The organism is Kitasatospora sp. NPDC058190 (assembly GCF_042883685.1).
In the GTDB taxonomy this organism is placed as follows: domain Bacteria; phylum Actinomycetota; class Actinomycetes; order Streptomycetales; family Streptomycetaceae; genus Kitasatospora.
Map to the genome: position 1 here is coordinate 1 of NZ_JBHVVI010000022.1, position 17,706 is coordinate 17,706.

Sequence of the window (17,706 nt, forward strand, 5' to 3'; positions counted from 1 at the left end):
GGACGGGCTCGGCCCCGAAGCGGTCCTGGTGCTCGTCGATGAGCTTCAGTACCGTCGCCGGGTCGGGTCGAGCTCCTGGGCGAAAAAAGCCGAGGCGGCCTTGAGGATCTCGCAGGACCGGCGGAGCTCGGCGTTCTCCTTGCGCAGGCGGGCCAGTTCCTCCTTCTCGGCGGTGGTGAGCCTGTCGTCACGCTCGCCCCGATCTGCCTCGTCCTGGCGGATCCAGTTCCGCAGGGCCTCGTGGTGCACCCCAAGATCGCGGGCCATCTGCCGGATAACCGGCTTCGGATCGGCGACCCGGTACATCTCCACCGCGCGCCGGCGCAACTCGGGCGGGTACTTCATCTGAGCAGCCATCACAAAGGCTCCCTTCTCATGACCCATCAGGCCATCTCGGGCAACCTTCCGCACCTCGGGGGAACCTCACTGCGTCGGAACCGGCAGCACCAGACGGGCCCCAGTCCCTTGCGGCACGGGCCTGCACACACTTCGGGCACTCCGGCCGGAGGAAAGCGGGGCTGGATGCGTGGCACTCCACCTGCCAGGATCGCGTCATGGTCGACTGGGAGAACCTGACGCCCTTGAACGCGGACGGATCGCGGCTGGGCCATGCGAGCCGGCACCCCGGGTTCGCGGACCCCGCCTACGTGCGCCGCCGGAGCAGGATCACGGCGACGGCCGCCGGGCACCGGGTGGGAGACCCGTACGGGCCCGTCGCCTACACCCCGGCCGAGCACGCCACCTGGCGTACGGTCCACACCGCGGTGCGGGCCGGTCAGGACGAGTGGGCCTGCCGGGAGGTCCTCGCCGCGCGGGCGAGCGCCCCGGTACCTGCCGACGCCGTACCGCAGCACGCCGAGGTCTCCGACGCCCTGCAGGCCCTTACAGGGTTCCGCTTCACCCTGGCGGGCGGCATCGTTGCGAACAAGCGCTTCCTGGGAGCGATGGCCGAGGGCTTCTTCCACGCCGTGCAGTACGTGCGCCACCCCGCGATGCCCCTCTACACCCCCGAACCCGACGTCCTGCACGACGTGTTCGGCCACGGCATCCACCTCGCCGACCCGTTCTTCGCCGACCTCTACCGCACGGTCGGCGCCGCGGCCGCACGCGTCGACTCCGCCGACGCCCTCGACCTGATCAGCCGCGTGTACTGGTTCACCCTCGAATACGGCGTCCTGCTCGAAGCCGGCAACCCGAAGGCCTACGGAGCGGCGTTACTGTCCTCCTCCGGCGAACTCGCCCGCTTCACTCGCGCCGACCTGCGCCCGTGGAACCTCACCGAGGCCGTACACCTCCCCTACCAGGTCGCCGGCTACCAACCGGTCCTGTTCACCGTCGAGTCCCTCACCCACCTAGCCGACGTCCTCCACGGCTTCCTCGACGACTTCGACGAGAACACCCGCGACCGCCACCGCCTGCCCGCACTACCCGACCGCGGCTTCATGGCGCGCCCCCAGAACCGGTGAACCCGGAACACGAACCGACGCCACTCGCCACCGGCCCGACAACGGCAAGGCCCCAGCACAACAGCCGCCCGTACAGGGCAACACCAGCCAGGCACCCGCGCCACGCCCGCCAACACATCACGCCTTCCGGTCCTTCGCTGGGTAGAGCTTCGCGTGGACCACCCGCACCTCCCACCACGGATCAGCCGGAACGGACACCAGCGCGGCCACCAACTCCCGCTTCGACGGGACCGGCAACACCGCGGCCACCGGACCGGCAACGGGCCCCTGGCGGCCCTGGGAGAATCGGGCAGGCCGTGCGCCGCACTCCATTGCCCGTGGCGCGCACCCCCCATCGGCGTCTACGCCACACCACCGGCGCATGCCCTCGCGGGTAGTCGGCCTGGGTTCCTGGTCTGACGATCAGAATGACGGGTTCTCCAGGTGCCAGCCGCCGCCCCAGGACCGGCCAGTGACGTACGGGCTGCGGTCCTCGTCGCCGGGCCGGGCAAGGCCGGTGGTGTCGTGACCCCAGGTGTTCAGGGCATCGAGAGCCTGCCGGTGTCGCCACCGAATGTCGCAGGTGAGCAGAACGCGGCGGGCACGCTCGGCCAGGCGGGCAGCGAGAGCGCCTCGTACAACACCCGGGACTTCTCCATCCAGGTCCGCTCGAAGACCACCGACCCCTGGACGACGGTCGCCACCGTGACCGGCAACACGGCGGGCACCACCACCCATCCGGTGAACACCACCGCCCGCTACGTCCGGCCGGCGGTCACCAAGCCCACCCGGACCACCGATCCGGCCGCCCGCATCTACGAGTTCGAGGCCTGGGGCCGGTAGCCCCCTTCGTGCGAGGGGACCCTTCCCCGTGCCGGTCACCGCCCTGTTCATCGGTCCCGAGGACGCCCCGCGCCAGCTGCTGCGGGTCACGATCGAGGCCCGGCCGCCCGGATCGCCGTCGGCGGCCCGGGCGTTCGCGGCGAGGCGACCGATGAAATCGCGGCCGCTTCCGAGGTGGGTGCAAAGGGGCCATGCCGTGGTATCGACGCCGTGAGTGCGGACCCGGTTCCGGGTCGAACGGTCCGGGCATTGGCCCCCTACGCCCGGCCCGGGACCGGTAGCGTGCCGGTATGAGAAACGAGTACACACCAGTGACGGTGGAGCAGATCGGTGCGGCCCTGACCGCATTGGGATTCCTCGGCGACCTCACAGCGGCCGAGCACGCCGAGTACGCCGCACAGTTCAGCGACCCCGGCATCGCCCGGGTACGGCTGGTCAACGCCCTGCTGGGCTTGGCGCAGAGGGAGGCGATGCTCGCTGACGTGATCGAGCTGGACGACGAGAACAGGTTCGCCGCGTTGGGCGAGCAGCTGAAGGCCGTCGACGGCTGGGACAACGACCTTGCGGTGCGGATGGCCTTCATAGGCTGGCAGGTCTACCGGGCGAGCATCCCGTTGCAGCTGGTCGCCAGGGACCCGAACTCCGGGCCGATACCGGTCGCCGCCCTGAACGCCGCCGAGGGGATGCACAGCCTGCTGAGCATGATCGGCGCAACCCACGAGGCGGCCGCGACCGGCGACATCGGCGCCTTCGCCCCCTATGCCGAGGAGCTGAAGAGGGGCCGGGAATTGATGCGGGCCGCCATCGAGAACATCGAGATCGTGCTGAACATGCTCGACTCGGCCGGCCTGTAGCCGCCCCGGCTGGCTACCGTCTGTTTGTGGTCGATCGCGAGACGGCGTTCCGCTCCCTGGGCGGGGCCGCGCTGTTCGGCAGGGTCTGCTCGGCGCAGACGCCGGCATCGCCCGCCAGGCTCTGGAACAACCCCGCAGGCAAGCGAAGCGCCGCCTCCAACGACCCCGGGCCGGGAGTTGCACCGCCGGCACAGCGCACCTTCTCCGAACTAGCGAGTGGTAGCGGTCCTCGAACTGCCTGCCGAAGTCCGCGCAGCCGGGCGCGGCGAAAGCGCTGCAGGAGATCTACAACGCTGAGGACCGCGCCCACGCCGAGAAGGCCATCGAAAAGTTCGCCCGCACCTATGGCGCCAAGTGGCCTAAGGCCGTCGCGAAGATCATCAACGACCGGGACGAGTTGCTGGCGTTCTATGACTTCCCGGCCGAGCACTGGGTCCACCTACGGACCACGAACCCCATCGAGTCCACGTTCTCCACCGTCAAGCTCCGCACCAAGGTCACCCGCGGCGCAGGGAACCCGGCCGCGGCGCTGGCCATGGTGTTCAAGCTGGTGGAGTCCGCACAGGCCCGCTGGCGCGATCACCAGAGCCCATCTCCTCGCACTGGTCCGGGCTGGCGCCAGGTTCGACAACGGTGTCCTCGTCGAACGCTCCTCGGACCTCGTGGCATGAATGACGAGGTTGTGTGCGATCGTCGGGCCGTCACACAATGGCTGGGAGGAAACATGCTGGTCACCCTCACCGGAGGAGCCGGAGCAGGGAAGACAACACTCGCCGCGGTACTGGCGGCAACTACCTCCCAGGCACCCGCGCGGGTTCTCCACGGCGACGACTACTACTTCCAGACTCCGGAGCACGGGGTGTGGGCACCCGATGAGTCCGGGATTCCGCGACTGGATGTCGGCGACCCCCGCTCCCTGGACCTCGAAGACCTCGCCCAGGACACGGATGCGGCCCTGGCCGACTCGTCCGTCGTCATCGTCGACGGGCTGTTCGCCCGCCACGTCGCACCGCAGACCGCAAGGGCGCGCTTCGATGTCTTGGTCGACCTGCCTGCCGATCTCCGCCTGGCCCGGAAGATCGAGCGCAAGTGCCTACGGGATGGCTTCCCCCTCGATGTGCTCCTCCGGAACTATCTAAACCACCGACGCGCCGCCCACGACCAGCACGTCGAACCCCTGCGCGACGACTGCGACCTGGTCGTGGACGGAAGCCTCCCCGCCGAGGTGCTTGCTCAACTGGTCTGGACGGCGATCGCGGACAAAGAACTGATCCACAACTCTTGACGATTACTCCCATCAGCGGGTTCCGGGCGAGCTGGGTCACCCACTTTCCTGTGGGGTGTGCGGTGACGCCGAGAACGTGGACGCGCCGGGTCTTGATCTCCATGACGAAGAAGACGTAGAGGCGACTGAGAAAGACGGTGTCCACGTGCAGGAAGTCGCATGCGGGGAGCGTGTGGTCCTGGGCGCGGAGGAAGGTGCTCCACGTCTGCTGAGAGGCGCGCTGGGGTGCTGGTGGCAGACCGGAGCGGCGCAGGATACGCCGGATGGTGGCGGCGGCGATCCGGTGGCCGAGCTGCCGCAGCTCACCTTGGATTCTGACATACCCCCAGGTCGGATTTTCCTTCGCGAGGCGCCGGATGAGCGCGGCAAGCTCCTCGGGCAGTGGTGGTCGGCCAGACCTGGCCTGTGGCTGACGCCATTTCCAGCGCACCAGACACCGGTGCCAGGCCAGCAGCGTGCCCGGGGTGACCAGCCGATGGCGACGCAAGGGGAACGACAGATGCCGTGCGAGAGCGGAGAGCACGGCCCGGTCGGGCCACGACATCCGCGGCCGCCCGACATGCCGTCGGAGGACGGCGACCTCATGGCGCAGAGCGAGGATCTCGGCCTTGTGCGCGGCCGAGGAGCGACCCAGCAGCGTCAGCCAGCCCAGCAGCCGACAGAAGATCAAGTACAGCAATCGCAAACCCACGAACCACGATCACGCCCGGGAGACGACCGCTTGCAAAGCCGCTGCTCAGCCGCCGTGTGGCAGTAAAGACACCCTTCAGGGCCTTCGCGCCTCATCCGTCGGCGAGGCGCTGGATGGTGGCGCTCAGCCAGGCTTGGAGGGCGGCTCGGTCGCCGAGTTCGGATCGCAGCACGCGGCGGCGGGTCGAGACGCCGAGGACGAAGGCGTCGATCGCCGCGGCGCGGCTGTGGGCGTCCGCGTCCGGCAGGCCGGTCTCGCGCAGGTAGTGGTGCAGCGGTTCGAGTGAGTTGGTGTCGAGGAAGTCGGCGAGTGCTTCGGCGGCCTGTGGGCGTTCGCCGGAGGCGCGCTGCAGCACGAGCAGCGGGTCCTGGCCGGGGGTGGCGAACCATCGCTCCACGATGCCGGCCGCCAGGCGCGCGCCCAGGGTGGAGCGGTCGCCGTCGAAGGTGTCCGAGACGGGGATCCGCACCTGGGTCGCCGCCAGGAACAGGCCGTCCTTGCCGCCGAAGTAGCGGGTGATCAGGTTGGGCGAGACTCCGGCCGCGTCGGCCACGGCTTTGACCGTGACCGCCGTGTACCCGTGCTGGGCGAACTGGTGTTGCGCGTGTTCCAGGATCCGCTGCTTGGTGGCGTCGGCATTCCGCTCCATCATGTGTACGAGAATACACATCATGTGTACGCTCATACACATGGATGAGGAGACCCGAGAACGAATCCGGCGGACCCGGCGCGTCGCGAGCCCGTGGAGTAACGACACGACACGCGGTATCACCGGCACCCGCCTCGACTTACTGCTCGACCGCTGGGCGAACGGATACGACTGGGACGTACACCGGCGCCGCATCGACGCACTGCCCTGGGAGACGGTGAAGACGGACGGTACCGACCTGCGCGTGATCCACCAGCGCTGCGCCGATCCCGGCGCCCCGGTGGTCGTCCTGCTGCACGGCTGGCCGGACTCCGTGCTTCGCTTCGAGCGCATCCTGCCCCTGCTCACCGACCTGCACGTGGTGGTCCCCGCGCTGCCGGGCTTCCCGTTCGCACCCCCGCTCACCACACCCGGCATGTCGGCCGACAAGATCGCAGGCATCGTCGGGGACGGTCTCGCCGAGCTCGGCTACACGCGGTACACGGTCTCCGGCGGAGACGTGGGTGGCACCGTCGCGGAACTCCTCGCTGTCCAGCATCCGAACCAGGTCGCCGCTCTGCACCTGACGAATGTCGCCCCGCAGCACGCGCTCAGCGCCGACCCGGCCAAACTGGCGCCCGACGCGGCGGCCTACCTCGGCCGAGCGGCCCAGTGGTTCCGTACCGAGGGCGCGTACATCGCCGCCCAGTCCACGCGACCCACCACGCTCGCCGTGGCGCTCGGCGACTCACCCGCCGGACTGGCGGCCTGGATCACCGAGAAACTCCTGTCCTGGTCGGACCAGTCGGACGGGCCGGCCTTCACCACCGACGAACTGCTGACCTGGGTCACCGCCTACTGGACCACCGGCACGATCGGCACCTCGTTCGCCACCTACACCGAACCGGTCACCCTCCCCCACCGGATCGAGACCCCGACCGTGCTCTCGGTCTTCCCGCACGACAGCAAACCCGAACCGCGAAGCTACGCCGAGGCGTTCCTCGACGTCCGCGCGTACGTGGAACACCATGCCGGCGGCCACTTCGCCGCTTGGGAGCAACCCGAGGCCTACGCCACCGATCTGCGCCGCGCGGTCGGACTCGGCAATTGAGACGGTCCCGCAGAGGCACGACACGACGTGCTTCGACATGGCCTCCAGTGAACTCCCTAGGCAGGGGCGGAGTCACCGCTTCTGCCCCGGCCGTCAGCCATCGAGCGGCCGGCGGGCCGGGGCCTTGTTCAGTTGGAGGAGCGGTCGGGGTGGCGGTTGACAGCCCCAGAGATGCTGGAGAAATCCCCAGGTCAAACGGCTAGTGCAGCGTCATGCCACACCCACGGAAGCCCGAGAGAACGACGTGGAGGATGCGCGTCTTGGCGCCGCTGGGTGAAGGCGCAGCGGGCCGGCTGGCCCGGGCTGGAGGAAGACCAGCGGGACCTGCTCGCGGCGCTCGGCATCGAGGAGGACGCCGAGCTGGCGGCCGCGCGGGCGGCGGCCGCAGCCAAGCCCAAGTTGTCGCGGGCGGACCGCTTCCAGCAGGGTCTGGCCGCGCTCGCGGTTCGCAGAACGGGAAGGGCACGCCCGGGTGCCCCGCCCGCACAAGGAGCCGCTGGAGATCGTGGTGTCGGGGACCGGCGGGGAGGCGAACGTTGAGGTCGTCTCCGTGGGGCTGGGTGCCTTCCTGAACAACACGAAGGCCCGCCGGGCCAAGCTCACCGCAGCAGCTCGCGCACCTCGCCGAGCATGGCGACTCGGTCGCCGCTGCGGCGTTGTTCGTGATCGGCGCGACGCCGCTTCGCCCCGAGAAGGCGCCGGGAGGGAGTGCCGCTGTTCTCGGCCCGTTTCCGGGTCAGGGCTGGCTGGGGCCCGATCCGGTGTGCAGGCCCCGGGTGGAGTTGGCAGCCCCGGATCGTGTCCGGCGTGGTGGTGTCCCACCCCGAGTCCATGCGTCCACGAGTGTGACTGGTTATTTCAGTTGGCCAGATGAGCAACGCCCGCCAGGATTCGGCGCATGACACGCGACGACCTCGCCGAGATGCTCGCCGACCAGACGCCGGCCTGCGGCCCCGCACGCGACGCCCTGCTCTCCGGAGGCACCTTCGATGTCTGGGACGGCCTGGTCCCCGCCAACTGGCACCTCAACACCTACTCGCGGAGGCTCCGGCACACCCAGAAGCGCGGGATCGCGACACTCGGCCTCACCGAGACCGTCGGGATCCTCAGGCAAGCAGGAGACGAAGCCTTGCGCATCGGCATGATCAGGACGGCGGATCGAGCCTGGACATTCATTCTCTTCTTCAACGCCGCAGCCACGACGGTGCTGGCCTGCGCCCGCGGCGGCCGCGTCCAGCCCGAGGACGACTGACAGCGAGCCGAACGCTCAACTGGCCGGGCCGGCTGGGCGCAGCTGCCGGCGGACACGGCCTTCGAGGGCGAGCAGCTCGGCCGGTGGGTGCGGGCGCAGCGGGCCGCGTGGCCGGGAGCAGCGGGACCTGCTGCTCGCGATCGGGATCGAGGAGGACGCCCAGCTGGTGGCCGCGCGGACGGCGGTCGCGGCCAGGCCTCGGGCGTCGCGGGCGGACCCGTTCCAGCAGGGCCTGGCGGCGCTGGCGGCGTTCGTCGAGCGGGAGGGGAATGCCCGTGTCCCGCGCACGCACAAGACCGCGGAGGGGCTGTCGCTGGGCACCTGGCTCAACAACACCCGGGCCGGCCTTCTCCCGCAGCTCCAGCCTCGAACCCGCCTTCCCACCGACCGCCCCGGGCAACCTCGCGCCGAGAAGATGACGGGGTTGCTCTGGAAGGCGGACATCGTACACGAGAAAACCAACACTTCGTTACGGGCTGTCAGGTCGGCGGCGGTGAGTGCTGACACCGGGAGTGACAGCGGACACTCTTATCTTTCGCTTAGAACGTTCTCTTAGCCTCTTGTTCATGATGATGCAACGTGGTGCGGTCGGATCTGTTGTCCTCACGGCCATGACCTTGGCGGCCACCGTCGGGGTGGCCGCCGCGGCTCCCGCCCCCGACCAGGACGCCGCCTCGGTGTCCCGCGGAAAGGTGACGGACAATCTGTACATGTCGCTCGGCGCATTTGAGGATGCGACGTCCGGCAATGACCCCAAGGTCAAGGCCATGATTGACCGTACGGACATCGGCGGCGTACAGGTGGTGGTGCCCTGGAAGGCCCTTGAGGGGAAGAAGGGGGAGTACAAGTGGTCGCGGCTGGACATTGCCCTGAAGTATCTCCAGGAACGCCACAAGAAACTGTTCGTCCAGGTTCAGGATCGGTTCTTCGATGTAGCCATGAAGGACGCCGGCGTTCCCCAATATGTGAAGGACGAGGGCGGGGTCGCGCCGACGGTCGACGAGAACCCTGACAACCCCACCACCCATGGGGCCATGGCCGCGCAGTGGAACAAAGAGGTACGCGCAGACTTCCAGGCCATGCTGAAGGCGATGGCGGAGAAGTTCGACGGCAAGCTCGCCGGGGTGAACCTTCCGGAGACCGCGGTCGAGGTGGACACCAAGAATGATCAGACCAAGTACACCTCGAAGTCCTACATCGATGCCGAGATCGACAACATGCGCTACGGCAAGAAGGTCTTCACCAGGACACAGTTCATCCAGTACATCAACTTCCTGCCGGATGACGACGACCACAAGCGCATGAAGGAGATGTTCGACCTCGCCAGGGGCCAGAAGATCGGCATAGGAGGACCGGACACCCTGCCGGACCGGCAGTACCAGATGGAGAACTCCTACAAGTTCCTCCACGAATACAAGGATTCCTTTCCCCTCGTCGCGATGGCCGTTCAGGAACCCGACATCAACGCCAAAGACCCCATGACCGGTGAGCCGTACACCCGCGAACGGTTCACGGACTTCGCCCACGGCTACCTCGGTGCGCGCCAAATGTTCTGGACCACCGAAGCAGACTGGCTGCAGAAGCCCCAGGCATGACACGTGCACGGGTGCGGCCACTCAGACCGCGTTTGAGATCTGGGTCGGTGGCCTCTCGGAGGGTGCTCTAGGCTCGGCCAGGTGATCTTCGACAGGTTTCCCATCGTCGGCGGCTTCAAGGAACTGGAGTACGGCAGTCCCGACGGGCCGTCGATCCGGGCCGCGGTGCGGACGGCTGCGCCGGAGCATGAAGGCGATCTGGTTCGGTACCTGCGCGCCGGCACGACCCTGGTCGCCACGCCTTCGGCTGTGCCTGACGTGCTGAGCGAGAGTGGCGCCTTCATCGGAGGGCTGCACCTGCTCACGGATGGCCACTGGCTGTGGTACTCCGACCTGGCCCACTATGTGGGGCGCTACCACGTGGAGCTCGACCCAGCGTTCATCGAGCACGCGCGCAGCAATAACTGGACTGTTCCGCAGGTCAGCGACGAGCGTCTCGATACGATGGTGACGTTGCTCATCGGAGACGAAGACGAGCTGGACTGATGTTGCTGCCCACGCCTCGTTATCAGGCCGAAGTTCGCGTCAATGGGCGCCGACCCGCCCGGGAAGCCGGCCCCACACGGGTCAGGCGGCGGACCATGATGCCGATCACCGCCCAGCGGATCATCGTCTCGGAGCGGGCGGGACTGGTCTCGTAATCACGGGCCAGGCGCCGGTGGGCGGTGAGCCACGAAAAGGTACGTTCTACCGCCCACCGCTTCGACTGGACTTGGAAGCCCCGTTGGTCGGGGTCCTTGCGGACTATCTCCAGCTCGCGGCCGAGCACGGTGGTGGTCCAGTCGACCAGGCGGCCGAAGCCCTGGTCTGCCCAGATCTTCTTGACGCTCGGGTGGTCGAGGCGGGTCCACAGCAGCGGTCGGCGAGCGCCGTCTCGGTCCTGGACACTGGCCGCAACGACGTGCACGGCCAGCAGCAGGCCGAGGGTGTCGGTGACGATGAACCGCTTGCGGCCCTTGACCTTCTTGCCTGCGTCGAATCCCCTGGTGGTGGCGGGAACAGTGTCGGCAGTACGCACCGACTGCGAATCGCGCCCAGGCCCGGAACCACCCCGAAGGAGCCGACTCCTACGCGGCCTCCGCCGTCGCCGGACTGCTCGCCGACGCCGGGCGCACCGAGGAGGCCGTCACCGTCCTTCGGCAGCAAGGCCACGCCAACAGTCACGCTCTGGCCGGCTACCTCATCGACCTCGACCGTATCGACGAGGCCCTGGCCATCCTTCAGCGACCCCGCCCCCAGACACCCACTGCCCTGGCCTACGGCCCGTGGCACGACGGTCCCCCGTTCTGAGGTTCTGCCGATCCATTGGGTACCGTCCCGTCACCTGGCGAACAACACGCCGATTGTCCGGGCGTTGACCTGCGTCTTCATGAGACGGGCCGGCAGCAGCAGCGGACCCAAGTCCAGTGCCGTGCGGGCCTGTTCTCCACTCCGGGCGGTCCAGCCAGTCAGGGCCGACCTTCTCCCGCAGCTCCAGCACCGACCACCCCGGCCCACCCGACGCATACAGGGCTCTCATCCAGACTGCGGAAATCCTCACTACATCTCACGCGATCCGCAAGTTCTCAACCAACCACCAAGCCATACAGGTCAAACCGCTCCGACACCCAGCCGGCAACACCACCACACCCGGCCACCGAACACCGAACACCGAACACAACCCCACCACAGCCCGGGCCTTCTCAACCAACCCGTAAACCCCCAGCCCACCAACAACACCCACCAGCGAACCACCCACCCGCCACAACACCAACAGGTCATCGGCGGTCCTTCGCCGGGTTGAGCTTCGCGTGCAGCACCCGCACCTCCCACCACGGATCGTCCAGGGCGGACACCAGCGCGGCCACCAGCTCCCGCTTGGTCGGGGTGGGCAGCACCAGCGGGCCCAGCCCCTCCACCTCCCGATCACCCGCGCACTGCGGGCACTCCAGCCGGTCCGGACCGGCCTTCTCGTGGAGTCCAGCGGGGAGCCCGCCCTCCCGCCGATCGAGCCCCGGCACGTCCAGCACGGGCGCAGCGCGGCGTTCGCCGCCCGGGCGGCCTCCAGCTGCTCTTCGGCCTCCCGTTGCCCCGAGCTCGCCTGTCAGCCCGGTGGTCACGCCCGGGAGGCCCGGCCGCACGGCTGTCAGTGGGGAGCGCTATGTTCACGAACGTCGATCAGACCTGGTGGAGGGGGCATCGTGACGGATCTCAAGAGCGGGACGATCAGTTGGGAGGAGGTGCGCGCCCTCATCGCCGCGCGGGTTCCGCAGGGGGTGATCAAGCGGCTTTCCCCCGTGCCCGCCGCCGAGCTGAGCCATCTGCGTACTCCGCTGCGCAAGCTCCGCGCCGAGCTCTCGCGCGAGCTCTCCTCGGGCGACATGAACCGGTATTCCGCCGCCTACGACCAGCTCGCCGCACTGCAGTTCGCCGGGATCCACTGCGCCGCCACTGCCGCCCAGGCCCTGGAGTGGCTGACGACCCGCCCACTCCTCGACATCACCTGGCCCCTGCCCGGCGGTGGTTCCACCAACCCGGACCACCACGTCCTGCTGATGGCGCTGCTCTCACCGCACCGTGACCAGGCATTCCACCGTGAACTCGCAGTCCGGCTCGCCGAGTGGCTGCCCGCGCGGGGCAACCACGACCGGTGGCTGATCACCCACGGCCTCGCCATCTGGTCGGGCGCCGAACTCCCCACCACCGACGGCTACCTGATCGGCTGGGTGCGCGAGGGCAGCTCGATTCGCTACCCCTACCACCGCGAGATCGGCGAGTGGTTCGCCAAGCAGGGCCTGCGCGAGCCGGTGCCGCACCACGACACCCTGCTCTCCTGGCTGCGCGCCCAGCCCAGGCTGGCCGAGTTCGTCCGCCGTCTGTTCGAAGTCCCGGACGTCGGCGCCGAGTTCACCGATCCCTACGCCGCCCGCTTCGGGCCGGACAACGAATGGCCCAAGGCGCTCACCACCCTGGCGCGCGAGGGCGTGCTCGACCGCGCCGAGCTGATCGACCTCTGCCTCGGAAAACTCCTGCGCGGCGACCGGCCCGGCAACCTGCGAGGGTTCCTCCAGTTGTACGCGGCGCTGGCGCTCGACTCCGAGGAGGTCCTCGCCTGGGCCCGCGATCACGTCCGGCTGGCCGCCAACGGCACACCGACCGCCGCCAAGGCCGCCCAGGCGGCGCTGGTGCCCGTGGACCACCGGCTCTCCGCCGAGGTGTTCACCGAGCTGACGGCCGCCGTTCTGGCCCGCCCGGAGAAGACCCTCGCCACAATCCAGCTGAGCCGCGCCGCCGCCGCCCTGCGCCGCGACCCCACCACGGCGGACGGCCTGCTGCCCGCCGTCAGCGTGGCCTTCGCCCACCCGGCTCCGGCCGTCCAGGAGCGCGCCCTGCGCCTCGCCGCCCAGCACCTGTCCGGCGTCGCTCCGGCCACCGCCGAGGCCGTGCGCAGCGCCGCCGTCGTCCTCGGCCCGGCTCTGCGGCCCGAGGCCCACCGTTTGCTGGCCATCCAGGCCCCGGCGGAGAAGGAAGCCGCCGAACCGCACGCCGTCGCACCGCCCATGGGCCAGGCCGCGCTGCCCGCCGCGCCCGCCGGCCCGCTCGACCTCGCCGAGCGGCTGGCGGCCGTGATGGCCGATCAGGTGCCCGACCCGGGCGAGTTCGAGGTGGTCCTCGCCGCCCTCGTCGCCGAGCACCACCATGACGCCGCGGCCCTCCACGCTGCCCTCGCTCCGCTCACCGCGGGCCGCGACGACGAACCGATCACGATCTGGCAGGCCCACCGCCTCGAGGAAGCACTCGGCTGCCTGCTCGACGCCCTGACCGGCCGCAGCCACCTGGCGGCGCAGCACGCCCCCGAAATACTCGACTGGCCCGCTCACCTTCGTAGTCCAGGGACCATTCCCGTGCTGCGCGTGTTGGAGGTCGCGTCCCAGATCGGGCAGGCGCCGGTGCCGCTGCTGCTCGCCACCCCGACCGCCGCCGATGGCGCCGTCGATCCGGCGGTGTTCACCGAGCGGCTGGCGGCTCACCGAGCCGCCGGGGCCTTGCCCTGGCCCGCCGACCTGGCCCAGTCCCTGCTCCGGCTGCCTCCGGACGCGTTGTCAGCCGCCCGCTCGGCCGCCGCCGAACTCGGCTGCGAGCTCCCGGCCGACACCCCGCCGCCCACGCCGGACGCCTTTCACACCCAGCTGCCGGGGCAGCTCGAGCGGGCCGCCCCGTACGGGGTACTCGACACAATTCCTCGTATCGCGCCGTTCGTCCACGCCGCCGGGCCTGCCCCTGAAGGCATCACCGGACTGCTCCACGCCCTGCCTGACCCGGCCGAAGCCGGTCTGTTCATCGGCATGGCGGCGCCGCGCCCCAGTGTGCTCGCCCAGCTGCCCTGGGTGGCGCCCTGGCATCCGGAGACCGTCGCCGCGCACGGCCTGCCCTCCCTGGTGTCCCAGGCGAACTCCTCCAGCCATCACGTCCTCAACCCCTGGCTGCCCCGGCTCGCCGAGGTCCCGGGTCAGCCCGCAGCGGCGTACCACCTGGCGCTCGTGTACGGGCTCACCGCCGCCCGCGCGGAGAACCGCACCGTGGCGCTGGACGCCCTGCTGGTCCTGAACGCGCGCGGACGGTTGCGTCCCGAGGTGCTCGGCGAGTGGATCGCGGGGCTGTGGCGGCTGACGGCGGCCAAGCCGAACCGGTTCCTGCCCGTCCTGGCCGACGCCGCGCGCAGCGGTGCGGGCCGGCCGGTCTGGGAGGTACTCGCTGCCCTGATCACCGTGCTCGCCGCCGAAGAACCGGGCGTGCGCGGACTGGCGGACGCCCTCGCGCTGGCCGCCGAATGCGCGGCGGCGGACGGCATCCGGACTGCAATGCCCGCCCTCAACGCCCTCACGGCTTCGACCGCGCCCCGGCGTGTCCGGACGGAGGCGGCCCGGCTGACCCGAATACTCGCCTCGTGACGCGCGGGGGCCCCGCACCTAGTTGCACGCCGTTGCCCGACAGCAGCAGCGCTGCCAGGGTGAACCACCTGGGCGGCCGCTGACTCCGCACTGTCGGCGCAGGCGGCACGCAACGGGCCCGAGCACGGCTTCGTCAGGCCCGGACCGTCAGAACCGGCTGCGGCGTACGACGGGCCGGATGGACTGGACCTGCTCGCCGCGCGGCGCGAGGGCCCCGGCACGCCCAGCACGGGCGCAGCGCGGCGTTGGCCGTGCGGGCGGCTTCCAGCTGCTCTTCGGCCTCTTGTTCCAGCCGTTCCTTTCGTTCCTGGTGGCAGGGCCAGCAACGGCTGCCGGGGCGGCGGGTCCACTGTCCGTGGAGCCCGTACTCGTAGGTGCTCTCCTGTTTCGGGACCTGACCGCGATCGGCGCAGGCCAGGGTCTGCATCAGCTCGTGGTGGGCTGGCGGGCCTTCTTCTCGCGGGCCTTCTGGCGCAGGTCGTGCAGCCCTGAAGGTGTCAAAACTCCGATCAGGCCACTGATCTGGGGGCTTCCTGCGGCGGCGGAGAAGGCGTGATCGGCGCGGGACGGTACTCGTTGAGCAGTCCGCCGACTACTCGGCGGCGCCGAATTGCCGCAGCAGGCAGCTGGATGACGTTCGGGCTGTCGTCCGGGGCCCGCAGCTCGGGCACCAGCCGGTGCCAGAACCAGGCCCGGCCGTCGGCACCGGGAACGAGCGTGAAGGTCGCCATCGTCGTCCTCCTCCTGCACGTGTCTTCCGCGCTCTGCCCGACGCTAGCGCTCGGCACCGACACTGCGCCGCCACGAGCCAGGGCGCGCCGGAAAGAAACCGGAGGGAGCGCCGGAGGGAAGACCGGCCGTCCCCGGCGCACCCCGTCAGCCCCGGGTGAACACCCCGCCGTTGCGGTCGTAGAGCCGCTCGGCCTGCGCCGGGTCGGTGTGGTGCCAGAGGCGGTCCCAACCCGGGAACCGGTCGTCCTCGGGCGTCATCGACCAGTTGATGAAGCCGGGCGCGTCGTCGGCCTGCGCCAGCGCCGCCCACAACTCGTGGTCCCGGCAGACGAATCCGTGCTGGAGGGCCTCGCCGATCGGGTCGAGCGTCCCTGCCCGGAAGAGGACGCCGCTGTCCCCGCGGTGGAACTGCCACCACTCGGCCCGCACGTGTCCGCCCTCGTCTCCGTCCTCGTCGCACACCTCGAAGCACTCCAGGACCAGGCCCTCCTCGGCCAGGGCCTCGAACGTCGGGTACTCGTCCAGGTTGTAGGAGGCCGAATAGTAGATCGCCTGGGTGCGCCGGTGTCCCGCCAGCCGGTCGACCGGCGGAAGGTCGACGGCAGCGAATCGAAGCTTCACGGTCGGTGCCCGCCCGAGGTGAGGCAGGAGCCGTTCCAGTCGTCCGCGACGCTCATGGTCTCCGTCGAGGACAGGCCCTTGGCCCGGACGGCGATCTCGACGACGCCCGGCTCGACGTGGCCGGCCCGACCGGCCTTGGGGGTGAGCAGCCAGATGATGCCGCGCTCTCCCAGCAGGTCGAGGGCGTAGTCGAGCGTGTCGGCGAGGTCCTCGTCGTCCTCGTCGCGGAACCAGAGGAGCACGGCGTCGGCCAGGCCGTCCCAGTCCAGGTCGAGGAGGGCCTGGCCGGCGATCACGTCGACACTGTCGTGGAGGCCCTGGTCGATGTGGTCGTCGTAGCCGACCTCCCGCACGACCATGCCGTGCTCGAACCCGAGCCGCAGAGCGCGCTCGGCGAGCTCTTCCTCCGATACGGCCATCGTGTGCCGTCCCCTCCGTCCCGGGGCGCCGATCACCCCGCACACGAGTAGCCAACCAGACACCTACGACAGCGGCCCCGTGCCCTGTCCGGGGAGTGGAATTCCGCCCGCGGCGGGCGGTGCGCGCGACACCGTGGGCAGCGTGATCCTGCAACCCGAGACCGACGACCTCGCCGCCTACCTCGCGGCGGACCAGGCGATCGACCACCGGCACCCCGAACTGCGGCGGATGGCCGCCGAGTTGGCCACGCCCGAGGCGGCGTTCCACCACGTGCGCGACCAGGTGGCACACTCCGCCGACGCGGGCGCGTACAGCGGGGCGGCGACACCCTGAAGGAGCAGCTCGCCGGCTTCCGGTCCATTCAGGACCGGCTCGACGGCAAGTTCGACGATGGTGCGGGCGGGCCGCACTACGACCCACCCCTGGGCCGACGCCCACTGGGCCACGCTGTCCAGCGAGGACCGCGTCGCCGCCCGCAGCCAGCTCAAGCACATCGACGACCCGGCCGAGGAACAGGCCGCGGCAGCGTAGGGGCGAACCTGGCGTAGCGAGGAAGCGGAAAGCGCCGGTCCACCGAACGGTGGACCGCCGCTTCGTTCGCTTCGCTCAGCGCGCCGCAGGCCGGGGCGGTCTCCGCAGGTCGATGCTGTCCCCATTGCCCTGGCTACGCGGAGGTGCACGCAGCCAGATGCGAAAACCTGGGGTGACCTGCCATCACGGGCGCCTACGGTGGTCGGCATGACCGGCGCAGGAGACACGCAGCGGCAGCAGTCGCGGCCCACCCAGGAGGAACTGTCCGAGGCGACCAGCCGGCTGCTGGCCGAGATCGACGCGGCCTTCGCCAGCGACCGCCGGGCGATCCTGGACACGCGAACGCCGCAGGTGACGTGGCGTCTGTACGACGGCGCGGCCCTGCGCTCCTGCGCGGAGCTCCTGCGGGAACTGGCGGCGGCGGTCGACAGCGGGCTCGAGTACGCAGTCCGCTCGCTGGCACGCAGCCTGATCGAGGCGACAGTGTTCTCGCTCTACATCCACTTCGGCGGGTACGAGGCCGTCGTCGCGGTCGGCCAGGTGGCCCGGCACAGCGCCGAAGGCGTCCAGAACGAGCGCGACAGGATCAACCAGGAGCTCGCCGCCAGCCAGAAGGACGCGCAGCGCCGCCTCCGGAAGGTCCGGGCGCGCAACGCCGACATCGCGCGCCGCAACACAAGCCGCCCCGATCTGCCGCCGCAGGAGTTGATCCAGCCGCCGCACGTCCCGCAGCTGTAGCCCAGCCGCGTGGACCTGACCGAGCTCAT

The 17,706-nt window shown here is 69.9% G+C and carries 19 protein-coding genes and 3 pseudogenes; 14 read left to right on the forward strand and 8 right to left on the reverse strand.

Going from position 1 to position 17,706, the window contains the following annotated elements:
- Window positions 1-45: 45 nt before the first annotated feature.
- Entirely contained in the window at window positions 46-357 is a 312-nt protein-coding gene (locus tag ACFVWU_RS13235) for a transposase (protein ID WP_380616737.1), read from the reverse strand.
- A 197-nt stretch (window positions 358-554) separates the two neighbouring features.
- Between ACFVWU_RS13235 and ACFVWU_RS13240 the strand changes: the two genes are divergently transcribed.
- The 5 genes and pseudogenes from ACFVWU_RS13240 to ACFVWU_RS13260 all read left to right on the forward strand — a co-directional run bounded on the left by ACFVWU_RS13240 (window position 555) and on the right by ACFVWU_RS13260 (window position 4,427).
- On the forward strand, window positions 555-1,466 hold the full coding sequence (locus ACFVWU_RS13240; protein WP_387619140.1) for a phenylalanine 4-monooxygenase: 912 nt from the start codon (window positions 555-557) through the stop codon (window positions 1,464-1,466).
- Window positions 1,467-1,970: 504 nt separating this feature from the next.
- A complete protein-coding gene (locus ACFVWU_RS13245; protein WP_387619143.1) occupies window positions 1,971-2,288 on the forward strand; it encodes a hypothetical protein in 318 nt (105 codons plus the stop codon).
- A gap of 290 nt (window positions 2,289-2,578) precedes the next feature.
- Entirely contained in the window at window positions 2,579-3,142 is a 564-nt protein-coding gene (locus tag ACFVWU_RS13250) for a DUF6245 family protein (RefSeq protein WP_387619146.1), read from the forward strand.
- Between the two features lie 238 nt (window positions 3,143-3,380).
- A pseudogene (locus tag ACFVWU_RS13255) lies at window positions 3,381-3,813 on the forward strand (transposase); the annotation flags it as partial.
- Between the two features lie 53 nt (window positions 3,814-3,866).
- Window positions 3,867-4,427 (forward strand): uridine kinase, encoded by a 561-nt coding sequence (locus tag ACFVWU_RS13260; protein ID WP_387619149.1) that lies wholly within the window; start codon window positions 3,867-3,869, stop codon window positions 4,425-4,427.
- Window positions 4,428-4,722: 295 nt separating this feature from the next.
- On the opposite strand, the pseudogene ACFVWU_RS13265 reads toward ACFVWU_RS13260, so the two are convergent.
- Together ACFVWU_RS13265 and ACFVWU_RS13270 are read right to left on the reverse strand one after the other, a co-directional pair.
- Window positions 4,723-4,971 (reverse strand): annotated as a pseudogene (locus ACFVWU_RS13265) (integrase); the annotation flags it as partial.
- Window positions 4,972-5,209: 238 nt separating this feature from the next.
- A complete protein-coding gene (locus tag ACFVWU_RS13270; RefSeq protein WP_387619152.1) occupies window positions 5,210-5,770 on the reverse strand; it encodes a TetR/AcrR family transcriptional regulator in 561 nt (186 codons plus the stop codon).
- 37 nt (window positions 5,771-5,807) lie between these two features.
- Between ACFVWU_RS13270 and ACFVWU_RS13275 the strand changes: the two genes are divergently transcribed.
- From ACFVWU_RS13275 to ACFVWU_RS13295, 5 genes are all read left to right on the forward strand, one after another.
- Window positions 5,808-6,857: an alpha/beta fold hydrolase gene (locus tag ACFVWU_RS13275; protein WP_387619154.1), complete on the forward strand. Its 1,050-nt coding sequence runs from the start codon at window positions 5,808-5,810 to the stop codon at window positions 6,855-6,857.
- An 898-nt stretch (window positions 6,858-7,755) separates the two neighbouring features.
- Window positions 7,756-8,109 (forward strand): hypothetical protein, encoded by a 354-nt coding sequence (locus ACFVWU_RS13280; RefSeq protein ID WP_387619157.1) that lies wholly within the window; start codon window positions 7,756-7,758, stop codon window positions 8,107-8,109.
- 166 nt (window positions 8,110-8,275) lie between these two features.
- The gene (locus ACFVWU_RS13285) at window positions 8,276-8,665 is read left to right on the forward strand and encodes a helicase associated domain-containing protein (protein WP_387619159.1); all 390 of its coding nucleotides are present in this window, start codon (window positions 8,276-8,278) and stop codon (window positions 8,663-8,665) included.
- Window positions 8,666-8,675: 10 nt separating this feature from the next.
- Window positions 8,676-9,704, forward strand: a complete 1,029-nt coding sequence (locus ACFVWU_RS13290; RefSeq protein ID WP_387619162.1) for a hypothetical protein — start codon at window positions 8,676-8,678, stop codon at window positions 9,702-9,704.
- Between the two features lie 81 nt (window positions 9,705-9,785).
- Window positions 9,786-10,190, forward strand: coding sequence for a hypothetical protein (locus ACFVWU_RS13295; RefSeq protein WP_387619165.1), 405 nt, complete (start codon window positions 9,786-9,788; stop codon window positions 10,188-10,190).
- A gap of 22 nt (window positions 10,191-10,212) precedes the next feature.
- Here ACFVWU_RS13295 and ACFVWU_RS13300 read toward each other — a convergent pair.
- A pseudogene (locus ACFVWU_RS13300) lies at window positions 10,213-10,734 on the reverse strand (transposase); the annotation flags it as partial.
- 727 nt (window positions 10,735-11,461) lie between these two features.
- A complete protein-coding gene (locus ACFVWU_RS13305) occupies window positions 11,462-11,713 on the reverse strand; it encodes a hypothetical protein (protein ID WP_387619168.1) in 252 nt (83 codons plus the stop codon).
- A gap of 171 nt (window positions 11,714-11,884) precedes the next feature.
- Here ACFVWU_RS13305 and ACFVWU_RS13310 point away from each other — a divergent pair, with 171 nt between their 5' ends.
- Window positions 11,885-14,635 (forward strand): DUF6493 family protein, encoded by a 2,751-nt coding sequence (locus tag ACFVWU_RS13310; protein WP_387619170.1) that lies wholly within the window; start codon window positions 11,885-11,887, stop codon window positions 14,633-14,635.
- A gap of 509 nt (window positions 14,636-15,144) precedes the next feature.
- Here the strand turns inward: ACFVWU_RS13310 and ACFVWU_RS13315 are convergent.
- The 3 genes from ACFVWU_RS13315 to ACFVWU_RS13325 form a co-directional block, all read right to left on the reverse strand.
- The gene (locus tag ACFVWU_RS13315; protein WP_387619173.1) at window positions 15,145-15,366 is read right to left on the reverse strand and encodes a hypothetical protein; all 222 of its coding nucleotides are present in this window, start codon (window positions 15,364-15,366) and stop codon (window positions 15,145-15,147) included.
- 145 nt (window positions 15,367-15,511) lie between these two features.
- Window positions 15,512-15,988 carry a hypothetical protein gene (locus ACFVWU_RS13320; RefSeq protein ID WP_387619176.1) on the reverse strand — a complete coding sequence of 159 codons (477 nt, stop codon included), beginning with the start codon at window positions 15,986-15,988 and terminating at the stop codon, window positions 15,512-15,514.
- Window positions 15,985-16,407, reverse strand: coding sequence for a DUF3052 domain-containing protein (locus ACFVWU_RS13325; RefSeq protein WP_387619178.1), 423 nt, complete (start codon window positions 16,405-16,407; stop codon window positions 15,985-15,987). The genes ACFVWU_RS13320 and ACFVWU_RS13325 overlap by 4 nt, the downstream gene beginning before the upstream one ends.
- 142 nt (window positions 16,408-16,549) lie before the next feature.
- Between ACFVWU_RS13325 and ACFVWU_RS13330 the strand changes: the two genes are divergently transcribed.
- The 3 genes from ACFVWU_RS13330 to ACFVWU_RS13340 all read left to right on the forward strand — a co-directional run bounded on the left by ACFVWU_RS13330 (window position 16,550) and on the right by ACFVWU_RS13340 (window position 17,677).
- Window positions 16,550-16,741, forward strand: coding sequence for a hypothetical protein (locus ACFVWU_RS13330; RefSeq protein ID WP_387619181.1), 192 nt, complete (start codon window positions 16,550-16,552; stop codon window positions 16,739-16,741).
- Between the two features lie 57 nt (window positions 16,742-16,798).
- The gene (locus ACFVWU_RS13335) at window positions 16,799-16,939 is read left to right on the forward strand and encodes a hypothetical protein (protein ID WP_387619184.1); all 141 of its coding nucleotides are present in this window, start codon (window positions 16,799-16,801) and stop codon (window positions 16,937-16,939) included.
- A 207-nt stretch (window positions 16,940-17,146) separates the two neighbouring features.
- Window positions 17,147-17,677 carry a hypothetical protein gene (locus ACFVWU_RS13340; RefSeq protein WP_387619187.1) on the forward strand — a complete coding sequence of 177 codons (531 nt, stop codon included), beginning with the start codon at window positions 17,147-17,149 and terminating at the stop codon, window positions 17,675-17,677.
- Window positions 17,678-17,706 lie beyond the last annotated feature (29 nt).

What these genes read in the sequence shown, in the direction of transcription:
- ACFVWU_RS13235 (WP_380616737.1), bottom strand. Translation starts at nt 357, where the DNA reads ATGGCTGCTCAGATGAAGTACCCGCCCGAGTTGCGCCGGCGCGCGGTG.
- ACFVWU_RS13240 (WP_387619140.1), top strand. Translation starts at nt 555, where the DNA reads ATGGTCGACTGGGAGAACCTGACGCCCTTGAACGCGGACGGATCGCGG.
- ACFVWU_RS13250 (WP_387619146.1), top strand. Translation starts at nt 2,579, where the DNA reads ATGAGAAACGAGTACACACCAGTGACGGTGGAGCAGATCGGTGCGGCC.
- ACFVWU_RS13260 (WP_387619149.1), top strand. Translation starts at nt 3,867, where the DNA reads ATGCTGGTCACCCTCACCGGAGGAGCCGGAGCAGGGAAGACAACACTC.
- ACFVWU_RS13270 (WP_387619152.1), bottom strand. Translation starts at nt 5,770, where the DNA reads ATGATGGAGCGGAATGCCGACGCCACCAAGCAGCGGATCCTGGAACAC.
- ACFVWU_RS13275 (WP_387619154.1), top strand. Translation starts at nt 5,808, where the DNA reads ATGGATGAGGAGACCCGAGAACGAATCCGGCGGACCCGGCGCGTCGCG.
- ACFVWU_RS13280 (WP_387619157.1), top strand. Translation starts at nt 7,756, where the DNA reads ATGACACGCGACGACCTCGCCGAGATGCTCGCCGACCAGACGCCGGCC.
- ACFVWU_RS13290 (WP_387619162.1), top strand. Translation starts at nt 8,676, where the DNA reads ATGATGATGCAACGTGGTGCGGTCGGATCTGTTGTCCTCACGGCCATG.
- ACFVWU_RS13315 (WP_387619173.1), bottom strand. Translation starts at nt 15,366, where the DNA reads ATGGCGACCTTCACGCTCGTTCCCGGTGCCGACGGCCGGGCCTGGTTC.
- ACFVWU_RS13325 (WP_387619178.1), bottom strand. Translation starts at nt 16,407, where the DNA reads ATGGCCGTATCGGAGGAAGAGCTCGCCGAGCGCGCTCTGCGGCTCGGG.
- ACFVWU_RS13335 (WP_387619184.1), top strand. Translation starts at nt 16,799, where the DNA reads ATGGTGCGGGCGGGCCGCACTACGACCCACCCCTGGGCCGACGCCCAC.
- ACFVWU_RS13340 (WP_387619187.1), top strand. Translation starts at nt 17,147, where the DNA reads ATGACCGGCGCAGGAGACACGCAGCGGCAGCAGTCGCGGCCCACCCAG.